This is a genomic window from uncultured Thioclava sp., assembly GCF_913064665.1.
In the GTDB taxonomy this organism is placed as follows: Bacteria; Pseudomonadota; Alphaproteobacteria; order Rhodobacterales; family Rhodobacteraceae; genus Thioclava; species Thioclava arctica.
Genome location: NZ_CAJYBT010000031.1, coordinates 27,451 through 43,881, shown reverse-complemented (window position 1 = coordinate 43,881; position 16,431 = coordinate 27,451). Strand labels below are relative to the sequence as shown.

Annotated in this window: 17 protein-coding genes and 1 pseudogene; 8 read left to right on the top strand and 10 right to left on the bottom strand. The window is 63.1% G+C overall.

The annotated features are described in order from the left end of the window. Window positions 1-551: pseudogene (gene prfC, locus QZ571_RS13210) on the top strand (peptide chain release factor 3); the annotation flags it as partial. Then, entirely contained in the window at window positions 548-1,012 is a 465-nt protein-coding gene (locus QZ571_RS13205; protein WP_295535628.1) for a DUF6869 domain-containing protein, read from the top strand. The pseudogene prfC and the gene QZ571_RS13205, both read left to right, overlap by 4 nt. A gap of 3 nt (window positions 1,013-1,015) precedes the next feature. Here QZ571_RS13205 and QZ571_RS13200 read toward each other — a convergent pair whose 3' ends face one another. The 7 genes from QZ571_RS13200 to QZ571_RS13170 form a co-directional block, all read right to left on the bottom strand. After that, complete coding sequence (locus QZ571_RS13200; RefSeq protein WP_295535626.1) at window positions 1,016-2,014, bottom strand: hypothetical protein; 999 nt, start codon at window positions 2,012-2,014, stop codon at window positions 1,016-1,018. Further along, the gene (locus QZ571_RS13195; protein WP_295535623.1) at window positions 2,011-2,721 is read right to left on the bottom strand and encodes an ABC transporter ATP-binding protein; all 711 of its coding nucleotides are present in this window, start codon (window positions 2,719-2,721) and stop codon (window positions 2,011-2,013) included. The genes QZ571_RS13200 and QZ571_RS13195 overlap by 4 nt, the downstream gene beginning before the upstream one ends. Before the next feature lie 10 nt (window positions 2,722-2,731). Further along, complete coding sequence (locus tag QZ571_RS13190) at window positions 2,732-3,874, bottom strand: FtsX-like permease family protein (RefSeq protein ID WP_295535620.1); 1,143 nt, start codon at window positions 3,872-3,874, stop codon at window positions 2,732-2,734. Then, window positions 3,871-4,209 carry a hypothetical protein gene (locus QZ571_RS13185; RefSeq protein ID WP_295535617.1) on the bottom strand — a complete coding sequence of 113 codons (339 nt, stop codon included), beginning with the start codon at window positions 4,207-4,209 and terminating at the stop codon, window positions 3,871-3,873. The genes QZ571_RS13190 and QZ571_RS13185 overlap by 4 nt, the downstream gene beginning before the upstream one ends. Then, the gene (locus tag QZ571_RS13180) at window positions 4,206-4,745 is read right to left on the bottom strand and encodes a nitrous oxide reductase accessory protein NosL (protein WP_295535615.1); all 540 of its coding nucleotides are present in this window, start codon (window positions 4,743-4,745) and stop codon (window positions 4,206-4,208) included. Before QZ571_RS13180 ends, QZ571_RS13185 begins: the two co-directional genes overlap by 4 nt. Window positions 4,746-4,809: 64 nt before the next feature. After that, the gene (locus tag QZ571_RS13175) at window positions 4,810-5,412 is read right to left on the bottom strand and encodes a nitrous oxide reductase accessory protein NosL (RefSeq protein WP_295535612.1); all 603 of its coding nucleotides are present in this window, start codon (window positions 5,410-5,412) and stop codon (window positions 4,810-4,812) included. A 133-nt stretch (window positions 5,413-5,545) separates the two neighbouring features. After that, on the bottom strand, window positions 5,546-6,091 hold the full coding sequence (locus tag QZ571_RS13170) for a hypothetical protein (RefSeq protein WP_295535610.1): 546 nt from the start codon (window positions 6,089-6,091) through the stop codon (window positions 5,546-5,548). A 227-nt stretch (window positions 6,092-6,318) separates the two neighbouring features. On the opposite strand from QZ571_RS13170, the gene QZ571_RS13165 reads away from it, so the two are divergent. From QZ571_RS13165 to QZ571_RS13145, 5 genes are read left to right on the top strand one after another with little or no spacing between them, the layout of a single operon-like run. Further along, a complete protein-coding gene (locus tag QZ571_RS13165) occupies window positions 6,319-7,347 on the top strand; it encodes a BMP family protein (protein ID WP_295535607.1) in 1,029 nt (342 codons plus the stop codon). 2 nt (window positions 7,348-7,349) lie between these two features. After that, window positions 7,350-8,894, top strand: coding sequence for an ABC transporter ATP-binding protein (locus QZ571_RS13160; RefSeq protein WP_295535605.1), 1,545 nt, complete (start codon window positions 7,350-7,352; stop codon window positions 8,892-8,894). Next, window positions 8,884-9,933 (top strand): ABC transporter permease, encoded by a 1,050-nt coding sequence (locus QZ571_RS13155; RefSeq protein ID WP_295535602.1) that lies wholly within the window; start codon window positions 8,884-8,886, stop codon window positions 9,931-9,933. Before QZ571_RS13160 ends, QZ571_RS13155 begins: the two co-directional genes overlap by 11 nt. Then, window positions 9,933-10,877: an ABC transporter permease gene (locus QZ571_RS13150; RefSeq protein WP_295535599.1), complete on the top strand. Its 945-nt coding sequence runs from the start codon at window positions 9,933-9,935 to the stop codon at window positions 10,875-10,877. Before QZ571_RS13155 ends, QZ571_RS13150 begins: the two co-directional genes overlap by 1 nt. Then, entirely contained in the window at window positions 10,877-12,154 is a 1,278-nt protein-coding gene (locus QZ571_RS13145; RefSeq protein WP_295535598.1) for an amidohydrolase family protein, read from the top strand. Before QZ571_RS13150 ends, QZ571_RS13145 begins: the two co-directional genes overlap by 1 nt. 17 nt (window positions 12,155-12,171) lie before the next feature. On the opposite strand, the gene QZ571_RS13140 is transcribed toward QZ571_RS13145, so the two are convergent. Genes QZ571_RS13140 through QZ571_RS13130 form a run of 3 tightly spaced genes read right to left on the bottom strand, consistent with a single transcriptional unit; the run spans window position 12,172 to window position 15,264 of the window. Then, a complete protein-coding gene (locus tag QZ571_RS13140; protein ID WP_295535595.1) occupies window positions 12,172-13,212 on the bottom strand; it encodes an ABC transporter substrate-binding protein in 1,041 nt (346 codons plus the stop codon). Next, a complete protein-coding gene (locus tag QZ571_RS13135) occupies window positions 13,209-14,600 on the bottom strand; it encodes a sensor histidine kinase (RefSeq protein WP_295535592.1) in 1,392 nt (463 codons plus the stop codon). The genes QZ571_RS13140 and QZ571_RS13135 overlap by 4 nt, the downstream gene beginning before the upstream one ends. After that, window positions 14,593-15,264: a response regulator transcription factor gene (locus QZ571_RS13130; RefSeq protein WP_295535589.1), complete on the bottom strand. Its 672-nt coding sequence runs from the start codon at window positions 15,262-15,264 to the stop codon at window positions 14,593-14,595. Before QZ571_RS13130 ends, QZ571_RS13135 begins: the two co-directional genes overlap by 8 nt. Window positions 15,265-15,434: 170 nt before the next feature. On the opposite strand from QZ571_RS13130, the gene QZ571_RS13125 reads away from it, so the two are divergent. Continuing rightward, window positions 15,435-16,430, top strand: a complete 996-nt coding sequence (locus tag QZ571_RS13125; RefSeq protein ID WP_295535587.1) for a tripartite tricarboxylate transporter substrate-binding protein — start codon at window positions 15,435-15,437, stop codon at window positions 16,428-16,430. The last annotated feature ends 1 nt before the right edge of the window (window position 16,431 follow it).

Genomic DNA, 16,431 nt, shown 5'->3' with positions numbered 1-16,431 from the left:
TTCTGGCCGCCGACCGCGAGCTGGCCGAAGAGGCTTGGGGCGGCGACATCATGGGCATTCCCAACCACGGCCAGCTACGCATTGGCGACGCGCTGACCGAGGGCGAGGTGCTGCATTTCACCGGCATCCCCAGCTTCGCGCCCGAATTGCTGCAATCGGTGCGCGCAACCGACCCGATGAAGGGCAAGCATCTGGAAAAGGCGCTGATGCAATTTGCCGAGGAAGGCGCGGCCAAGGTGTTCAAACCCGCGATTGGTTCTGGCTTTATCGTGGGCGTCGTCGGCGCGCTGCAATTCGAGGTACTGGCCAGCCGGATCGAGCTGGAATACGGCATCCCCGTGCGTTTTGAAGCCAGCCAATTCACCTCTGCGCGTTGGGTGCAGGGCGATAAGGCGGCAGTTGAGAAACTGGTGAATGCCAACAAGCAGCATATTAGTTATGATCACGATGGAGACGTGGTGTTCCTCACTCGTCTGCAATGGGACATCGACCGCGTGGCGCGTGATTACGAGGGCGTCACATTGTCAGCCACCAAGGAGATGATGCAGTGACACCTCTGCCCCTCGAACTGGTTTCCGTGCTGTGCAAGGCCGCCGATGCGCCCGAAGATGTGCATTCGGTCGAGGCGCTTGTGGCGCTGTGGCTGGCCGATAACCGCGATGAACCCGAGGGCGAGGATTTCCCGTGGTCGGTGCTGTGCGTGTTCGAGCTGCGCGAGCATCCGGATGTGCTTTGGGCGTTCATCCGTCAGGCGCTCGCGGGGTGCAAGACGATCTGGCAGGTGGTGATGCTTTCTGCGGGTCCGCTAGAGGATTTGATCACAGATTACGGCGCGGATTTCATCGACAAGATCGAACGCGAGGCCCGCCATTCGGCGCGTTTTGCCTATGCGCTGACCGGCGTTTGGCCCGCAGATGAGGCCGACCCCGCCCTTTGGGCACGCATCGAGACGGCGCGCGCGGGCGCTATGCCCACGGGGCTGGATATGGGCGGGCCGCTGCCGGCGCGCTGATCCTTAGCCGAACAGGATCAGATGCGAGCGTGCAATCGCCCAGATCACCGCCAGCCCGAACAGCGCAAAGCCGATCATCGACCAGACCACTTGGCGCGCGATCAGGCCGGGCAACTTGCCCTTGAGGCTTGGGATGTTTGCGAAGGGCTGCAATAGTCCCGCCCCCAGCCCCATCGCTGTTGCGAAGAACAGCGGCACATAAAGGACGTAGCCGAAATACCCGTATTCCGGCTTGAGGATGCAGAACGGGCAATGGTGGTTCGGATCTTCATAGATATAGAGCGAAATCGTCGCGACAATCGCAGTCAACCCCGCCACAAACAGCGCCCCCGAAGCCAGCGCATAGATCCAATAGCCCCGCTTGCGCAGCATCACATAGGCCCCGCTGCCCGCCACCGCCAGCGCGATGACGCTCAGCCAGACCAGTGCCGTGCCCTCACCGATCGAAGCCATGTGATTGGCCAGCCCCGGATTATTGGGCGTGAACAGTTTGGTGCAGCAGGACGTGATCACATCGGTATGCAGGTTGAGGAAATAGGCCAGCTCGGTCGCGCCATCGGCAAGGATCAGCGGCGCAATCGCCAGAAGGGCTGCGTATTTCACTTTTGTCAGCGGAAAATCCCGCCCCAACCGATCGGCGTGATCCAAAATCAGCCAGAGCGTTGCGGCGAAAAACACCCCGATCTTCAGATAAAGCGCGGGAAAGCCGTAAGCGTTCACATTCAGCGTGCCCACCGCACACATCGCGCCTACAAACAGCGAGGCCATCCGGTCGGAATTGAACACGAACAGCAATAGCGCCGCGAGTTCCGCCAGCATCACCGCGCCAAACAGGGTCGAGACCAGCTCGGCCATGCGTTCCATGCGGAGCTGCGCGCGGCTCATATTGGCCATGTCCCAGCGCGCGAGCACGCGGATCGCGAAGGCCCCACTCCAGAGCGCAACCAGCGCCGCCAAAGCCGCCACCATCAGCAGCGCGAGGATCGGAGGCTGAAAGATCATGCGACATCCTCACCCAAAACGCCCTCAGCCAATTCACCCTCGACGATGCGCCCGTCACGCAGGGTGACAATGCGGTCTACGCCCTCGGCCTCCCAGATGCGCGGGTCGTGGCTGGTGAGAATAACGGTGCGTCCGGCTGCGCGTTCTTCGGCGAGGATGGCGAGAAATTTCTCGGCCAAGGCCGTGTCGAGATTGGCGGTCGGCTCATCGGCAATCAGGATCGGCGGGTCGTTAATCAACGCGCGCGCAATCGCGGTGCGCTGCGCCTCGCCGCCCGACAGGTGTTCAATCGGCATGGCGGCCTTATCGGCCAGCCCCAGCGCCTCAAGCCGCGCCATTGCCTTGTCGCGCGTCTGGCCGTAATCCGCGCCAAGCGGCACCGTGGGCAGCATCACGTTTTCCAGCGCCGTCAATCCGCGCACAAGGTTAAAGCGTTGAAACACAAAGCCGAATGTGGTGCGCCGCAGCTCGGTCAAAAAGCGTTCCGGCAGCCCCGACACCAGCTCGCCATCGATGCTGACCCGCCCCGAGGTCGGGCGCGCCATGCAGGCGAGGATCGACAAAAGCGTGGTCTTTCCCGACCCCGAAGGCCCGCGCAGCACGCTCATCGCGCCGCGCGCCAGCGTCAGGTCGATCTCTTGCAGGGCCGCGAATTCATTGGGTCGGCCCTCATTATACAGTTTGGTAACCGCGTTCAGGGTAATCATCTTGCCGCTCCTATCGCATGACCGCATCGGGATCACCCGAGGCAGTGCGCCAGACCGGCACCACGGTCGCGGCCATGTAGGGCACGACCGTCAGCAAGGCCAGCGTCATCAGTTGCACCCCGTCGATATGCGGAGCCAGCGCGAAATCAGGATAAATCACCGCCCAGCCACGCAGCACGGGCGCGAACAGCACGCCATCGAACAAGAACACATGCGCAAACCCCGCGACCGTGCCGATCAGGAATGCGCCCAGCGAGACCAGCCCGCCCTCCCACATCTTCATCGCAATCACGTCGCGCGTGTCCCAGCCCACGGCTTTCAAAATGCCGATCTCGCGCGCCTCTTCCGCCGACAGGCCCGACGCCTTTTCAGCCGCGAAAATTGCGAAGGCCAGCAGCCCCGCGCCCGCCAGCACCACCAGCAGCCCCTCGCGCCAGTCGAACAGCTTTTGATAGGTGCGTTCGATATCGGCGCGGGTGACAAAGCGCATTTGCGGCGAGGCGTTAGAGGCTTTGGTCACGATAGTCGCGACCTCATTCTGGTTGCGCACGGTGGCGACCACATCGGTGTACAGCCCTTCGGGAATGTCAAAAAACGCACGGAAATCTTGCGGGTTCATCAACACCAGATCCGCCGTCATCAGCGCCGAGTCGCGACTGAAGGTGCGATCCACGTCAAAGCGTTTCAGATCGCCCTCATAGCGCGACAGGAACAGCGGCGCGCCCTCCCATGCCAGACCACGCGCACGCGGCACGCCCTCGCCCACCGCGACATAGCCCACGGGCGGGATCAGCGCGGGATCGTCGGGCACCATAACGGTGTAATTCGCGCCGTTAATGCGGTCGTAATAATAGCCCCACAGCCGCCCCTTGGCCGAGGTCACGCCGCGAAACCCCGCGATCGTTTCCACCACATCGCCGGGGATCAGATCCTGACGCCCCATGATCAGCTTTTGCACAACGATTTCAGGCGCATCGCGCAGCACAACCGTCGTTTCATGGCGCAAGGCGGCGGCGAAAAACATCGCCGAGGACAGCGCGAATACCACCAGCGAAAAGATCGCAACCAGCGCGATATTCTTACCCTTGCGGCGCGACAGGGCGGCCAGCGTATAATCGGCCAGCGCGCGCTGGCGTCGGGCCCAGGTCATCATTGGCCGCGCTCCTTGGGTTGAAAGATTAGCCAGCCCTCGCCGGGCAGCCGGGGCACGGGCATGATTGAGCCCGATGGGAAGTGGTCAAAGGCCATCGGATGGTCCTGAAACGGGGTGTTGAGATCGGCCAGCGACGGGTGGCGGGTGTAGCGCGCTTCGGTAAACAGCGCGATGTCCGTCAAGCCAAGATCGGCCACCAACCCGGCTTCGCGATCAAGGCGCGCGCGGGTCGCGGGGCCCGCGAAAGCGACGAAATACAGCTCGAACAGCAGCGCCGCGCCGAGCACACCAAAGCCAACAAAGACCGGGCCAGAGCGGCGGCGCGGCATGTTCATATCGCCCCGCCCGCGTCGAGCACCACAAGCATATCGGGCGTCACATCGCCGAACGCGACCTCTTTCTTGCCCTTGTGATCCTTGGTGAAATCATCGGCATCGGCCCGGTTCATCAGCGGGATCAGCTCATGCCCCATCGGGCCAAGCACATCCGATCCAAGCACGTAGATCGCGTCATGCGCGTCGATCAGCTTAAGTCCGTAATATTCGGTCACGCCCATGCCAACAATCTGATCGGCGGTACGTCCACGGGCGTATTTCCCCATATCCTGCAAGTATTTGAAGAAATCCTTGGGGCCGTCGAAATGATCGGCATGGCCATCGGCAAACAGCACCGTGGTGATCCATTCGGGGTATTTCGCCACGAACATGCCGCAGACCGGGCAGGTATCTTGCGGCCCGGGAGGGGGCAGATCGACCAGCGGCGCATCCGCGCGCGCAGGCACAACTCCCAGACCCAGCGCCGCAGTGATCGCGGCAAACTGGCCCAAAACGGCGCGGCGCGAGGGCCGGGTTTCATCGCAGGACTGACACATGAGATGTCCTTTCAGCAAAGGAGGCTTGCGCGCGCCCGGCGCGATACCGGGCGCGCATCAGGGCTTAGTTACCCGCGCGCGCGCGCCGCTCGGCACGGCGTTTGCGAATGCGGATCGTGTCCTGCGCCATGCCGTTATAGGCATCCACCAGCGCGGTATCGAAATCGGCCAGCTTGGCATCGGGGCCAGCGGCGGCCTCGGCCTGCGCCTTATCGGCATAGGCGTATTTCGACACGGCCGTCATCGTGCCGGGTCGGGCGGGGTCGATCACATAGGTCATCGCGGCGCTATCGACGAGCGGCTTGACCTCGCCTGCGGCCCCGGCGTCGCCTGCATAGATCACCTTCGGCATGCGATCGAGGTTCAGCGCCAAGCTGATCGCCGCGCAATGCAGCGAGCACGTGCCATCCACCGCGTCGTCTTCATAGACGATCAGGTGGCGGGTCTGGCTGAACATCTTGCGCATCATCCCGCAATAGGGGCAGCGGGGATATTTCTCGAACTCATTGGTCAGCGGGTCGGTGTCGGTTTTCAGAAACCGGGCGAGCCCGTTCTCATCGGTCCAAGCCATCGGCGATTGCGGCATCGTCATTTCCGCATTTGCGCTTTGGGTGGCGGCCAGCAGCATCCCGGTAGAGGTAGTGATCAGAAAGTCACGACGTTTCATGGTGTTATCCTGTGAACTTAAGGCGCGCTCGGCGACAGGCCGGCGACACGAAAATAGTCAAAATGGGCAAGAGTCGCGCGGGCCCGATCGCGGCGTTTTCACGCGCGCAGAGGGCCATCGCGAAGGGATCGCGTCACAGGATTGGGGGCGCGCGGATCGGTCGAAGGGTGCGTGCAAGCAGAATTCGCGCCGGGGGTGCGGGCAAAACCACCCGCGCGGGCACGATCAACTGCGCTTGAAAAATCGGCATCGCCATCGCGGGAGGGGCATCAAAACCGCACACACTGGCGCTGGTGCAAACCGAACATTGCCCCCCGTCATGGCCGGGATGGGCGGGCGCATTGGGCACGGTGCGCCCATCGGGCGTCATCAGAATGATGCCCTCGCCGGTACAGATCTGCAAAAGGCCCAGGCGCGCTCCTGCGGGGGCACGCCCCATCTCGGCGGCTGCGGCAGCACCGATGTGATCGGCGTAAAACAGCACCTGAACGCACATCGCAAACAGCGCGAAAACGTGCACCCAAAGCGTGCGGCGCAAACGCGCAAACCGACCCCGCAAATGCGGGCCGATCACATCACCATCCGGCTTTGTGCTTTGCGTGCAGGCGGCTGTCGCATTACGTCCCATGCCCGATTGATAGAGCCGGTTTCCAGCGCAATCAAGCGTTTGTGACACCATGTGAGCGCGACATAATGCTCAGCACGCGCGAAGAGATCGCTTTTCGCCTTCGTGTCCGCGTGCATAAAATTTACGCAAGACGATCCATAAGGGGGCACGCCGCCAGAATTTCGGGTCCGGCCACCACGCTTGCGCCGCGCGCGATTGACGTCGCAGACCAAAAAGTTTCACCACTTGATCAAATCTCTGCAATACTGCGTGAATACCCGAAACAGGAGACCTGAGTCATGGCTGCCAAGACCCGCTTCAATGCCCCCTCGCGCCGCACATTTCTTCAAACAAGCCTTGCCGGAGCCGCGCTTTACGGGGCGATGCCGGGGCGCGGTTTTGCGCAAGATGCCAAGCCGCTGAAAGTGGCGGGCATCTACACCGTCCCGGTCGAGCAGCAATGGGTCAGCCGCATCCACCTTGCCGCCTTGGCCGCGCAAGATCGCGGCGATGTCAGCTACACCTATTCCGAAAACACCGCCAATACCGATTACCCACGCGTCATGCGCGAATACGCCGAGGGCGGCTATGACCTGATCGTGGGCGAAATTTTCGGCGTCGAGCAAGAGGCCCGCGAGGTCGCAGCCGACTATCCCGATGTGGCCTTCCTGCTGGGCTCATCGTTCAAACCAGACCCGGCAATCGGCAATCTGTCGGTGTTTGACAACTACATTCAAGACGCCTCGTATCTGTCTGGAATCATTGCCGGAGCGATGTCGAAAGCGGGCAATATCGGGATGGTCGGCGGCTTTCCGATCCCCGAGGTGAACCGTCTGATGCATGCCTTCATGGCGGGCGCGCGCGAGATGAACCCGAATATCACCTTTCAGGTCGCCTTCATCGGGTCTTGGTTCGATCCGCCCAAGGCCAAGGAAACCGCCTATGCGATGATCGAGAACGGTGCGGATATGATGTATGCGGAACGCTTTGGCGTATCCGACGCGGCCAAGGAAAAGGGCGTTTTGGCCATTGGAAATGTTATCGACACCCAGACCGATTATCCCGATACGGTCGTCGCCTCGGCGCTGTGGCATTTCGAGCCAACCTTGGATCACGCGATTGAGCAAATCCGCGCGGGCAGTTTCAGCGCCGCCGATTACGGCATGTATTCCTTTATGAAAGAGGGCGGTTGTTCGCTGGCCCCGTTCGGCACGTTTGAAGGCAAGATCCCGCAAGCGGCACTCGATAAGGTCACTGCGCAAACCGCGGCGATCAAGGACGGTACGTTCACCGTTGAAATCAACGACGCCGAACCCAAGTCCGCCTGAACATGACCGCGAGCGATCAGGCGCAGCAACCCGTGCTGCGCCTTAGCAATATCACCAAACGCTTTGGGGCTTTGTGCGCCAATGACGATGTCAGCTTTTCGCTGGGCCGTGGCGAGGTGATCGCGCTGCTGGGCGAAAACGGCGCGGGCAAAACCACGCTGATGAACATCCTCTTTGGCCAATATAGCGCGGATGCGGGCGAGGTTGAGGTGTTTGGCCAGCGCCTCGCGCCGGGCAATCCGCGCGCAGCCCTCGATGCGGGCGTGGGGATGGTGCATCAGCATTTCACGCTCGCGGGCAATCTGACGGTGTGGGAAAATATCGTGCTGGGAACGCAGGCGCTGACAGCCCCGCGCCTGCGCGCCCGCGCGGCCAAGGCCCGGATTGCCGATCTGTCAAAACGCTTTCATCTCGCCGTCGATCCCGATGCCAAGGTCGGCCAGCTTTCGGTGGGCGAACGCCAGCGCGTCGAGATCCTGAAGGCGCTCTATCGCGACGCGCGCATCCTGATTCTGGATGAGCCGACCGCCGTCCTGACCCCGCAGGAAAGTGACGCGCTGTTTGCCACCCTGCGCGAGGCAATCGGGCTGGGGCTGTCGGTCGTGTTCATCTCGCATAAGCTGCATGAGGTGATGGCGATTTCGCATCGCGTTCTGGTGCTGCGTCATGGTCGCCTTGTGGCCGAGCGCGCGACCGCTGACACCTCGCACGAGGAACTGGCCGCGCTGATGGTGGGCGGCGCGGTTTCGTCGCCCAAGATCGCCCCAATGCCCCCCGGCCCCGCGCTGATGCGTCTAAGCCGCGTTTCCAGCAAGGGCGAGGGCCACGCGCCGGGGTTGCAATCGGTGACGCTGACGCTGCATGGCGGGCAGATCACCGGGCTTGCAGGCGTGTCTGGCAATGGTCAGGGCGCGCTGTCAGACCTGATTTCGGGGCTGGCGATGCCCAGCTCGGGTCAGTTGGAAATTGCGGGCGAAGCGATCACCGACTGGTCGCCGCGCCGCGCCCTTGCCCGCAGGATCGGGCGCATTCCCGAAGATCGCCACCACACTGGCACAATCGCCGATTTCGATCTGACCGAGAATGCCGTTCTGGAAACCTATGCCAGCGACTTTGCCCGCCATGGCTGGCTGGACTGGGCTGCCGCGCGCGCGCATGCCGAGGCCTTGATCCAGACCTATGACGTGCGATGCCCCGGCCCTGACACCGCCATTCGCCTGCTCTCGGGGGGCAATATGCAAAAGCTGATCTTGGGCCGCGTGTTGGAGACCAGACCGCGCATCATTTTGGCCAACCAACCCGTGCGCGGCCTTGATATCGGCGCGCTCAACTATGTGCATACCCGCTTGGCCGAGGCGCGCGAACAGGGCGCGGCGGTGCTGCTGATCTCCGAGGATCTCGATGAGATCATGACGCTGTCGGATGTGATCCATGTGATCTCGCAAGGCCGCCTCAGCCCCGCTTTCGCGCGCGGCACGATGGCCCCCGAGGCGCTGGGGCGTTGGATGGCGGGCGATGGCTTTGCCGAGGTGGCCCATGCGTCTTGAACCGATCGCCAATCCCGGCCTTATGCGCCGTCTTGCCCCACCCGCGCTGGCGATTGCGGGCAGTTTTCTGGTGGCCAGCCTGCTGGCGCTGATCGCGGGGGGCAATCCGTTTGCAGTGTTTGGCGCGATCCTCAAAGGCGCGGCGGGCAGCAAATTTGCGCTGCTCGAAACGCTTAACCGCGCGACACCGCTGATCTTTACCGGGCTGGCCGTGGCCGTCGCCTTTCGCGCGCGGCTGTGGAATATCGGGGCGGAGGCGCAGCTTTACGCGGGCGCAGTGGTGACGGTGATGCTGGGCACCGGGGCGCTGCACTGGCCCAGCCTGCCGCTGCTGGTGGTGATCGGTGTGGCGTCGATGCTCGCGGGCGCGCTGCTGTTGCTGATCCCGGCGCTGCTGAAAACCCGCTTTGGCGTCGATGAGGTCGTCACCACGCTGTTGTTCAACTTCATCTTTTTGCTGTTCGTGTCCTACCTGCTCGAAGGGCCGCTGAAAGACCCGATGGGGATGGGCTGGCCGAAATCGGCGCGTCTGATCTCCGAGGCCCGCCTGCCCCGCATCATCGAGGGTTTGCGACTGCATTGGGGGTTTGTGCTGGCGCTGGTTTCGGCGCTGGTGCTGTGGGTGATCAACACCCGCACCACGCTGGGATTTGAGATGCGCGCCGTGGGGCAAAACGCCGAAGCCGCGCGCTTTGCGGGCATTCCGGTGACGCGCGTGATCCTCAAAACCGCGCTGCTGTCGGGCGGGTTGGCCGCGCTGGCAGGGTTCTCCGAGGTGGCAGGGCTGAAGGGCTCGCTCACGCTCGATCTCAGTCCGGGCTATGGCTATACCGGGATCGTGGTGGCGATGCTGGCGCTGTTGCACCCGCTTGGGGTGGTGGTCGCGGCGCTATTCGTGGCCGCGATTTTTGTCGGGGCGGATGCGATGAGCCGCGCGCTTGGTGTGCCCAGCTATCTGGCCGATATCATGCTGGCCTCGGCCCTTTTGATGATGGTTCTGGCGATCTTGCTAAGCAAATTCCGCGTGGTGAGGGACTGATGGATCTGATCGACATCCTGACCTCAGCCGCGTTTTGGGCCGCGGCGATCCGCATCGCCTCGCCGTTGATTTTCGCCACGTTGGGAGAACTGATCTGCGAGCGCGCCGGTGTTCTCAACCTTGGCATTGAGGGGATCATGGTGGCGGGGGCCTTCGCGGGCTGGATCGCGGTCTGGGCCGGGCTGCCTTTGTGGGGCGGGGTTGCGGTGGCATTCGCGGCGGGCATGGCCTTTGGGCTGTTGCACGCCACACTTTCGGTGCCGTTCGGGCTTTCGCAGCATGTTGTGGGGATTGGGGTGACGCTGCTGGCGACCTCGCTGACCTTTTACACCTATCGCGTGGTGCTCCCCGAGGTCTCCTCGCCCCCCAAGATCACGGCCTTCCAGCCGTTTGAGGTGCCGATCCTGTCGCAAATCCCGCTGCTTGGCCCGGCGTTTTTTGCCCAGACCCCGCTGACCTATGCCGCATTTTTGCTGGTGATCGTGGTGGCGCTGGTGCTTTACCGCACGCCGCTGGGGCTGGCGGTACGCGCGGCTGGCGAGAACCCGCAGGCGGTCGCGGCCCAAGGCTTGTCGGTCACCGCCATCCGCATGGGCGCGGTGATCGTGGGATCGGGGTTCATGGCGGTGGGCGGGGCCTTCCTGACCCTTTCGGCCTTTGACAGCTTCTTTTTCGATATGGTCAACGGGCGGGGCTGGATCTGCATCGCGCTGGTGGTGTTTGGCGCATGGAAGCCGGGCAAGGCGCTGCTGGGGGCGGTGCTGTTTGCCGCGTTTGATGCGCTGCAAATCCGGCTACAACAAACTCCGATCGGCGCGGTGGTGCCTTATCAGCTATTCCTGATGATGCCCTATATCCTGTCGATCCTCGCGCTGGTGGTGATGTCGCGGCGTGCCGAGGTGCCTGCTGCGCTGATGGTGACATTCAACAAAGGGGAACGCTGATGTTCGATCTACTGGTCAAGGGCGGCACGTTGCCCGACGGGCGCGTGGCCGATATCGCGATCAAGGGCGATCGCATCGTCGAGATCGCGCCCAGAATTGCCGCCGAGGCCCACGAGGTGATCGAGGCTGCGGGCGATCTGGTCGCCCCGCCCTTTGTCGATCCTCATTTCCACCTTGACGCCACGCTCAGCTACGGGCTGCCCCGGGTGAACGCTTCGGGCACCTTGCTGGAGGGGATTTCGCTTTGGGGCGAGCTGCGCGATCTGACCACCGTGGATGAGATGGTGCAGCGCGCGCTGCACTATTGCGACTGGGCGGCCTCGATGGGGCTGCTCGCGATCCGCAGCCATGTCGATACCACGCCTGATCACCTCAACACCGTAACCGCGATGCTGGAGGTGCGTGAAAAGGTGCGCGGCTATATCGACCTGCAACTGGTCGCCTTCCCGCAGGACGGGCTGTATCGCGCCCCGAACGGGCGTGAAAACCTGATCCGCGCGCTGGATATGGGGGTCGAGGTGGTCGGCGGCATTCCCCATTTCGAGCGCACCATGCAGGCGGGCGCGGACAGCCTGCGCGATCTGTGCGAGATCGCGGCGGATCGCGGTTTGCGCGTCGATATTCACTGCGATGAAACCGACGATCCGATGAGCCGCCATATTGAGACGCTCGCCTATGAGACCCAGCGTCTGGGGCTGCAAGGCCGGGTGGTGGGCAGCCATCTGACCTCGATGCATTCGATGGACAATTACTATGTCTCGAAGCTACTGCCCCTGATCGCCGAGGCTGGGATTGCCGCCATCCCCAACCCGCTGATCAACATCATGCTGCAAGGGCGCCATGACAGCTTTCCAAAACGCCGCGGGCTGACGCGCGTCAAGGAAATGCAGGCGATGGGCATTCCCGTGGGCTGGGGGCAGGATTGCGTGCTCGACCCGTGGTATAGCCTTGGCACGGCGGACATGCTGGATGTGGCGTTCATGGGGCTGCATGTCGCGCAGATGAGCCACCCCGATGAGATGGCGCGCTGCTTCACGATGGTGACCCAGAGCAATGCGCAGATCATCGGCCTGCCCGATTACGGGCTGCACAAAGGGGCGCTGGCCTCGCTGGTGGTGCTGGATGCAGCCAACCCGGTCGAGGCCGTGCGGCTGCGCCCTGCCCGGCTGGCGGTGATCTCAAAGGGCAAGGTGATTGCCCGCAGCGCGCGCGGGGATGCGGCACTGAACCTGCCGGGTCGCCCGAACACCACGCATCGCCGCGCACCCAAACGCTAGCGGCCTCGCGCGTGGGATCAGCGCCCGAACGCGGCGCGCCAACGCGCGATGAACTGCGCGCGTTTCTGGCGATCCAGTGCCACCAGCAGAACCGGAGAAATCGCGATTGTGTGCAGGGCGCTGGCGGGGGTGGCGCTGTCTTCAGGCTCGCCGCTGACCAAAAGACCCGCTGCGCGCAGGTCCTCTTGGCCGCGCGCGGACAGCAGAAAATCCAACAATTTCTGAGCGGAGTCGACCTGCTCGGCGCTCTTGGGAATCATGTAGCCGCGCGACAGGATCAAGGTGTAGTCCTGCGGCCAGACCACCCCGACATTCGGGTCGCGACGTGCATTCACATAAGACCCCAACACATTGTAAGCGATCGCATATTCGCCTTTTGAGACGCCCTTGATGATCTCGGCCGAGCAGCAGGTCGCCACCGCGCCCGCCCGGCTGAACCCCTCCATCAAGGCGCCAAAAGTGCTGGCCTCAAGGCTGTCCTCAAAGGCAAACAGATAGCCAAGGCCCGAGGCCTCTATCTCATAGGTCGCGATCTTGCCCTGATAGCGCGCCTCGGCGCGCCGCATCAGATCAAGCAGCGCAAACCGGGTGTGGGGCACGTCTTGGGGGGGCACGAGATGGGTGTTGTAGATGATCACGGCGGGTTCTTGCGTGACGCCCCAAAGCTGATCGCGCCAGCGCCGCGCGGCGGGCAAGGCGGTACTGGCAGGCGAGCGATACGACCCCGCACAGCCGCGATTGACCAGATCGACCATCTGATGCACCGCCGAGGACAGCACCGCATCGGCGCGGCTGTGTCCCGCCTCACAATCGCGCTGGCTGATTTTATAAAGCGCGTTCGATCCCCATTGCTCATAGTTCACCGCAATGCCGGGATTGCGGGCGGTGAAATCCATGAGCGTCGGCCCCAGCACGGCAATATCGGTGGTCGAGCGCAACACCATCGCGGGCCCATCCGCAGGGCCAAACCGGGCGCGCGCCTCGGGGCCGTCTTGCTGGGCAAGCGCGGGCGCCGCCGCCGAGATCAACGCAATCACCAGCATCATGAGACGGGTCATATTTGCTCCTCTTGCGCGGGCAAGGAAATCGTTGCGCGAAAGCCCTGCGCGGTGGCGCCCAACAACAATTCACCGCCAAACGCCTGCGCGACCGCGCGCGCAATCGACAGGCCCAGCCCTGCGCTTTGGCCCACAGAGGCGGCGGTTTTCTCAAACCGCTCTCCGATGCGTTCAAGCACAGCCGCGCTGGGGCCGGGGCCGGAATCTTCGACCCACAGGCAGGCGCGCGTGCCCTCTCGGCTCGCCCCGACACGCACCCGCCCTGCCCCGTGTTTCAGCGCATTTCCCAGCAGATTGCGCAACGCTTCGCTTAGCGAAAGCGTGTCCGCCATCACCATCACCGCCGCTTCGCCGATCTCCAGCACCACATCGCGGTTGGGCGCGACCAGCTCATGATCGCGGCTCTCAATGACATCCAGCGCGACATCGCGCAGATCCAGCGACACCCGGCGCGCCGCATCGGTGCGGTGAATGACCAGCGCACGCGACAGCATCTGATCCAGCAACTCCCCCAAAGACCGGGTGCGCCGTTGCAGACGGGTCAGGATCAGATCGCGCCTTGCGTCATCTTCCTCGGCACTCGCCAGTTCGGCCTGCACCCGCAGCGCTGCCACCGGAGTGCGCAGTTGATGGGCGGTGTCCGAAATCAGGTTACGCATCGCGGCCACTTGACGATCAAGACGCGCCATAAAGCGGTTCATCGCGCCCACCATCACCGCCACCTCGGCAGGCACCGCCGCGTCCATCGGCGTCAGATCATGCGGGTCGCGCCCAGCGAGCTGATCGGCAATGTGGCGCAGCGGACGCATCGCGCGCTCAATCACCCACACCGCCGCCGCCAGCAGCGCAATCCCCCCAATCGCGGCGGCAATCAACGCATCGCGGGTCAGCCCAAGCGCCATTTCGGTGCGCGCGCGCAGGGTCTGGCCCACCGTAACCGACACAGTGCCGGAAAAACTGCGCTCGGCAAAGCGGCGCGACAGCGTGACAAAACGCGCGCGCTCATCGGCCATGCTGGCATCGAAAAAACTGGGGCTGTCGGTCGGGGTCGGGTTTGGCAGCGCGCCGGTCGCCCCGGTCAGCACCTCTCCGCCCGGCCCGCGCACCGAGTAATAAATCCGATCATCGGGCGCGAGGGCCAGCAGTTGGAACGCCGCCACCGGCAGATCCACCACCGGCGCGCCATTTTGAATCGAGATCGCCTCGGCAATGTCATTGGCCGCGCCCAAAAGCAGCCGATCATAGCTTTCGCGTGCCGCCGCCCGGCCATACCCGAATGCCGCCAGCGCCGCGACCGCGCCCCCCACCAGCAACAGCGCCAAAACACCGATGATAACGCGGCGTTTGAGCGAGGCAGTCGCGCCCTCGATCGCGGCGGACCTAGCCATCAATCTGCATCCGATAGCCCAAGCCCCGATGGGTTTCGATCACCACATGCGAGCCCGCCAGCTTTTTGCGCAGCCGCGCCACATAAAGTTCAATCGCATTCAAACCGACATCGACATCGGCAAAGGAAAACAGCCCCTCATACAGATTTTCCTTGCTCATGATCCGGTCGCTATTGCGCATCAACAGACCCAGCAAAACCGTCTCGCGCCGGGTCAGTGCAAGGGGCGTGTCATCAAGGCGCGCGCTCAGCGTTGCGGGGTTCCATGCCAGTTGCCCCAGCGTGATCTCTTCGCTTTTGGTGTCGGCACCGCGCCGGATCAGGGCACGCAAACGCGCCTCCAACTCGCGGTGATCGAAAGGTTTCACCAAGTAGTCATCCGCGCCCAGATCCAGCGCAGACACCCGATCATCGACCGAAAACAACGCCGTCAGCATCAAGACCGGCATGCGTTCACCGCGCGCGCGCAAATCGCGCAACAGCGCGGTTCCGGGGCGATCGGGCAGATGGATATCCAGCACAATCGCATCATAGCGCGTCACCGCCAGACAATCCTCGGCGCGCGCGCAATCATTGGCCACATCGCAAGTCATGCCGGCACGATGCAGATGCGTGCGCACCGCCTCGGCCATGTCTTGCGCATCTTCGACGATCAACACGCGCATCGCTTGATCTCTCCTCGTTCGGGGCGCGGCGCCGGGTGACAGGTTGTTGACAGCTTGGCCGCGTAACGTCCGTTCTAACTGATCGCGAGGAGACCGCAAAGTGCGGTGCGATCGGGGAATGCGGATCGGGCCCGCGACAACTGCCCGCAATGATGACTGGAGGACTTCACATGATCTTCAAGGCAACCCGCCTTGCGTTTGCAACGGCTGCTTTGGCTGTCGCTGGCTTTGCAGCCCCGGCAATGGCCGCTGATTTCACGGCCGAAAACCCCGAATGTATCGCGCCGGCCAATCCCGGCGGCGGCTGGGACTTCACCTGCCGTCAGGTCGGCAAAACGATGCAGGACCTCGGCCTGATCAAACAAACGATGCAAGTGTCCAACCTTGCCGGTGGCGGCGGTGGCGTGGCATTCGCCGAGGTCGTGAACAAACGCGACAGCGACAATGATCTGATCGTGGCGGCCAGCTCGGCCACCGCAACCCGTTTGGCGCAGGGCGCTTATCCGGGCAACAACATGTCTCAGGTGCGCTGGCTGGCCTCGATTGGCGCCGATTACGGTGTGATCGCGGTGGACAAGGACAGCCCCTACAAGACCCTGCCCGATCTGCTGAACGCGGTGAAGGCGGACCCGACCTCGGTCGCGTTTGCGGGTGGGTCGGCTGTTGGTGGCTGGGATCACCTCAAGGTTCTGATCGCGGCCAAGGCCGATGGAATCACCGATGTGCGCAAGGTCAAATATGTCGCCTTTGACGGCGGCGGCGAGGCGATCACGCAATTGCTGGCAGGTTCGGTGCAGGCCTTTACCGGCGATCTGTCGGAAACCAAGGGCTTCATTCAGTCGGGCGATGTGCGCGTTCTGGCCGTGCTGGCCCCCGAGCGTCTGGGCGGTGAGTTTGCCGATATCCCGACGGCCAAAGAGCAGGGTATCGACGCTGTCGGCGCGAACTGGCGTGGCTTCTACGCTCCGGGCAAAATGTCGGATGCGGCCTATGATTACTGGACCAAAGAGATCGCGGCTGTCTATGCTTCGCCCGAGTGGAAGAAAGTGATGGAGGCCAACGGCCTTGCACCGCTGGATCTGCAAGGTGCCGATTTTCAGAAATTCGTCGCCAATTCCGTGCAGCAAATTCAGGACATCTCGAAAGAGATCGGCATACTGAAGTAAT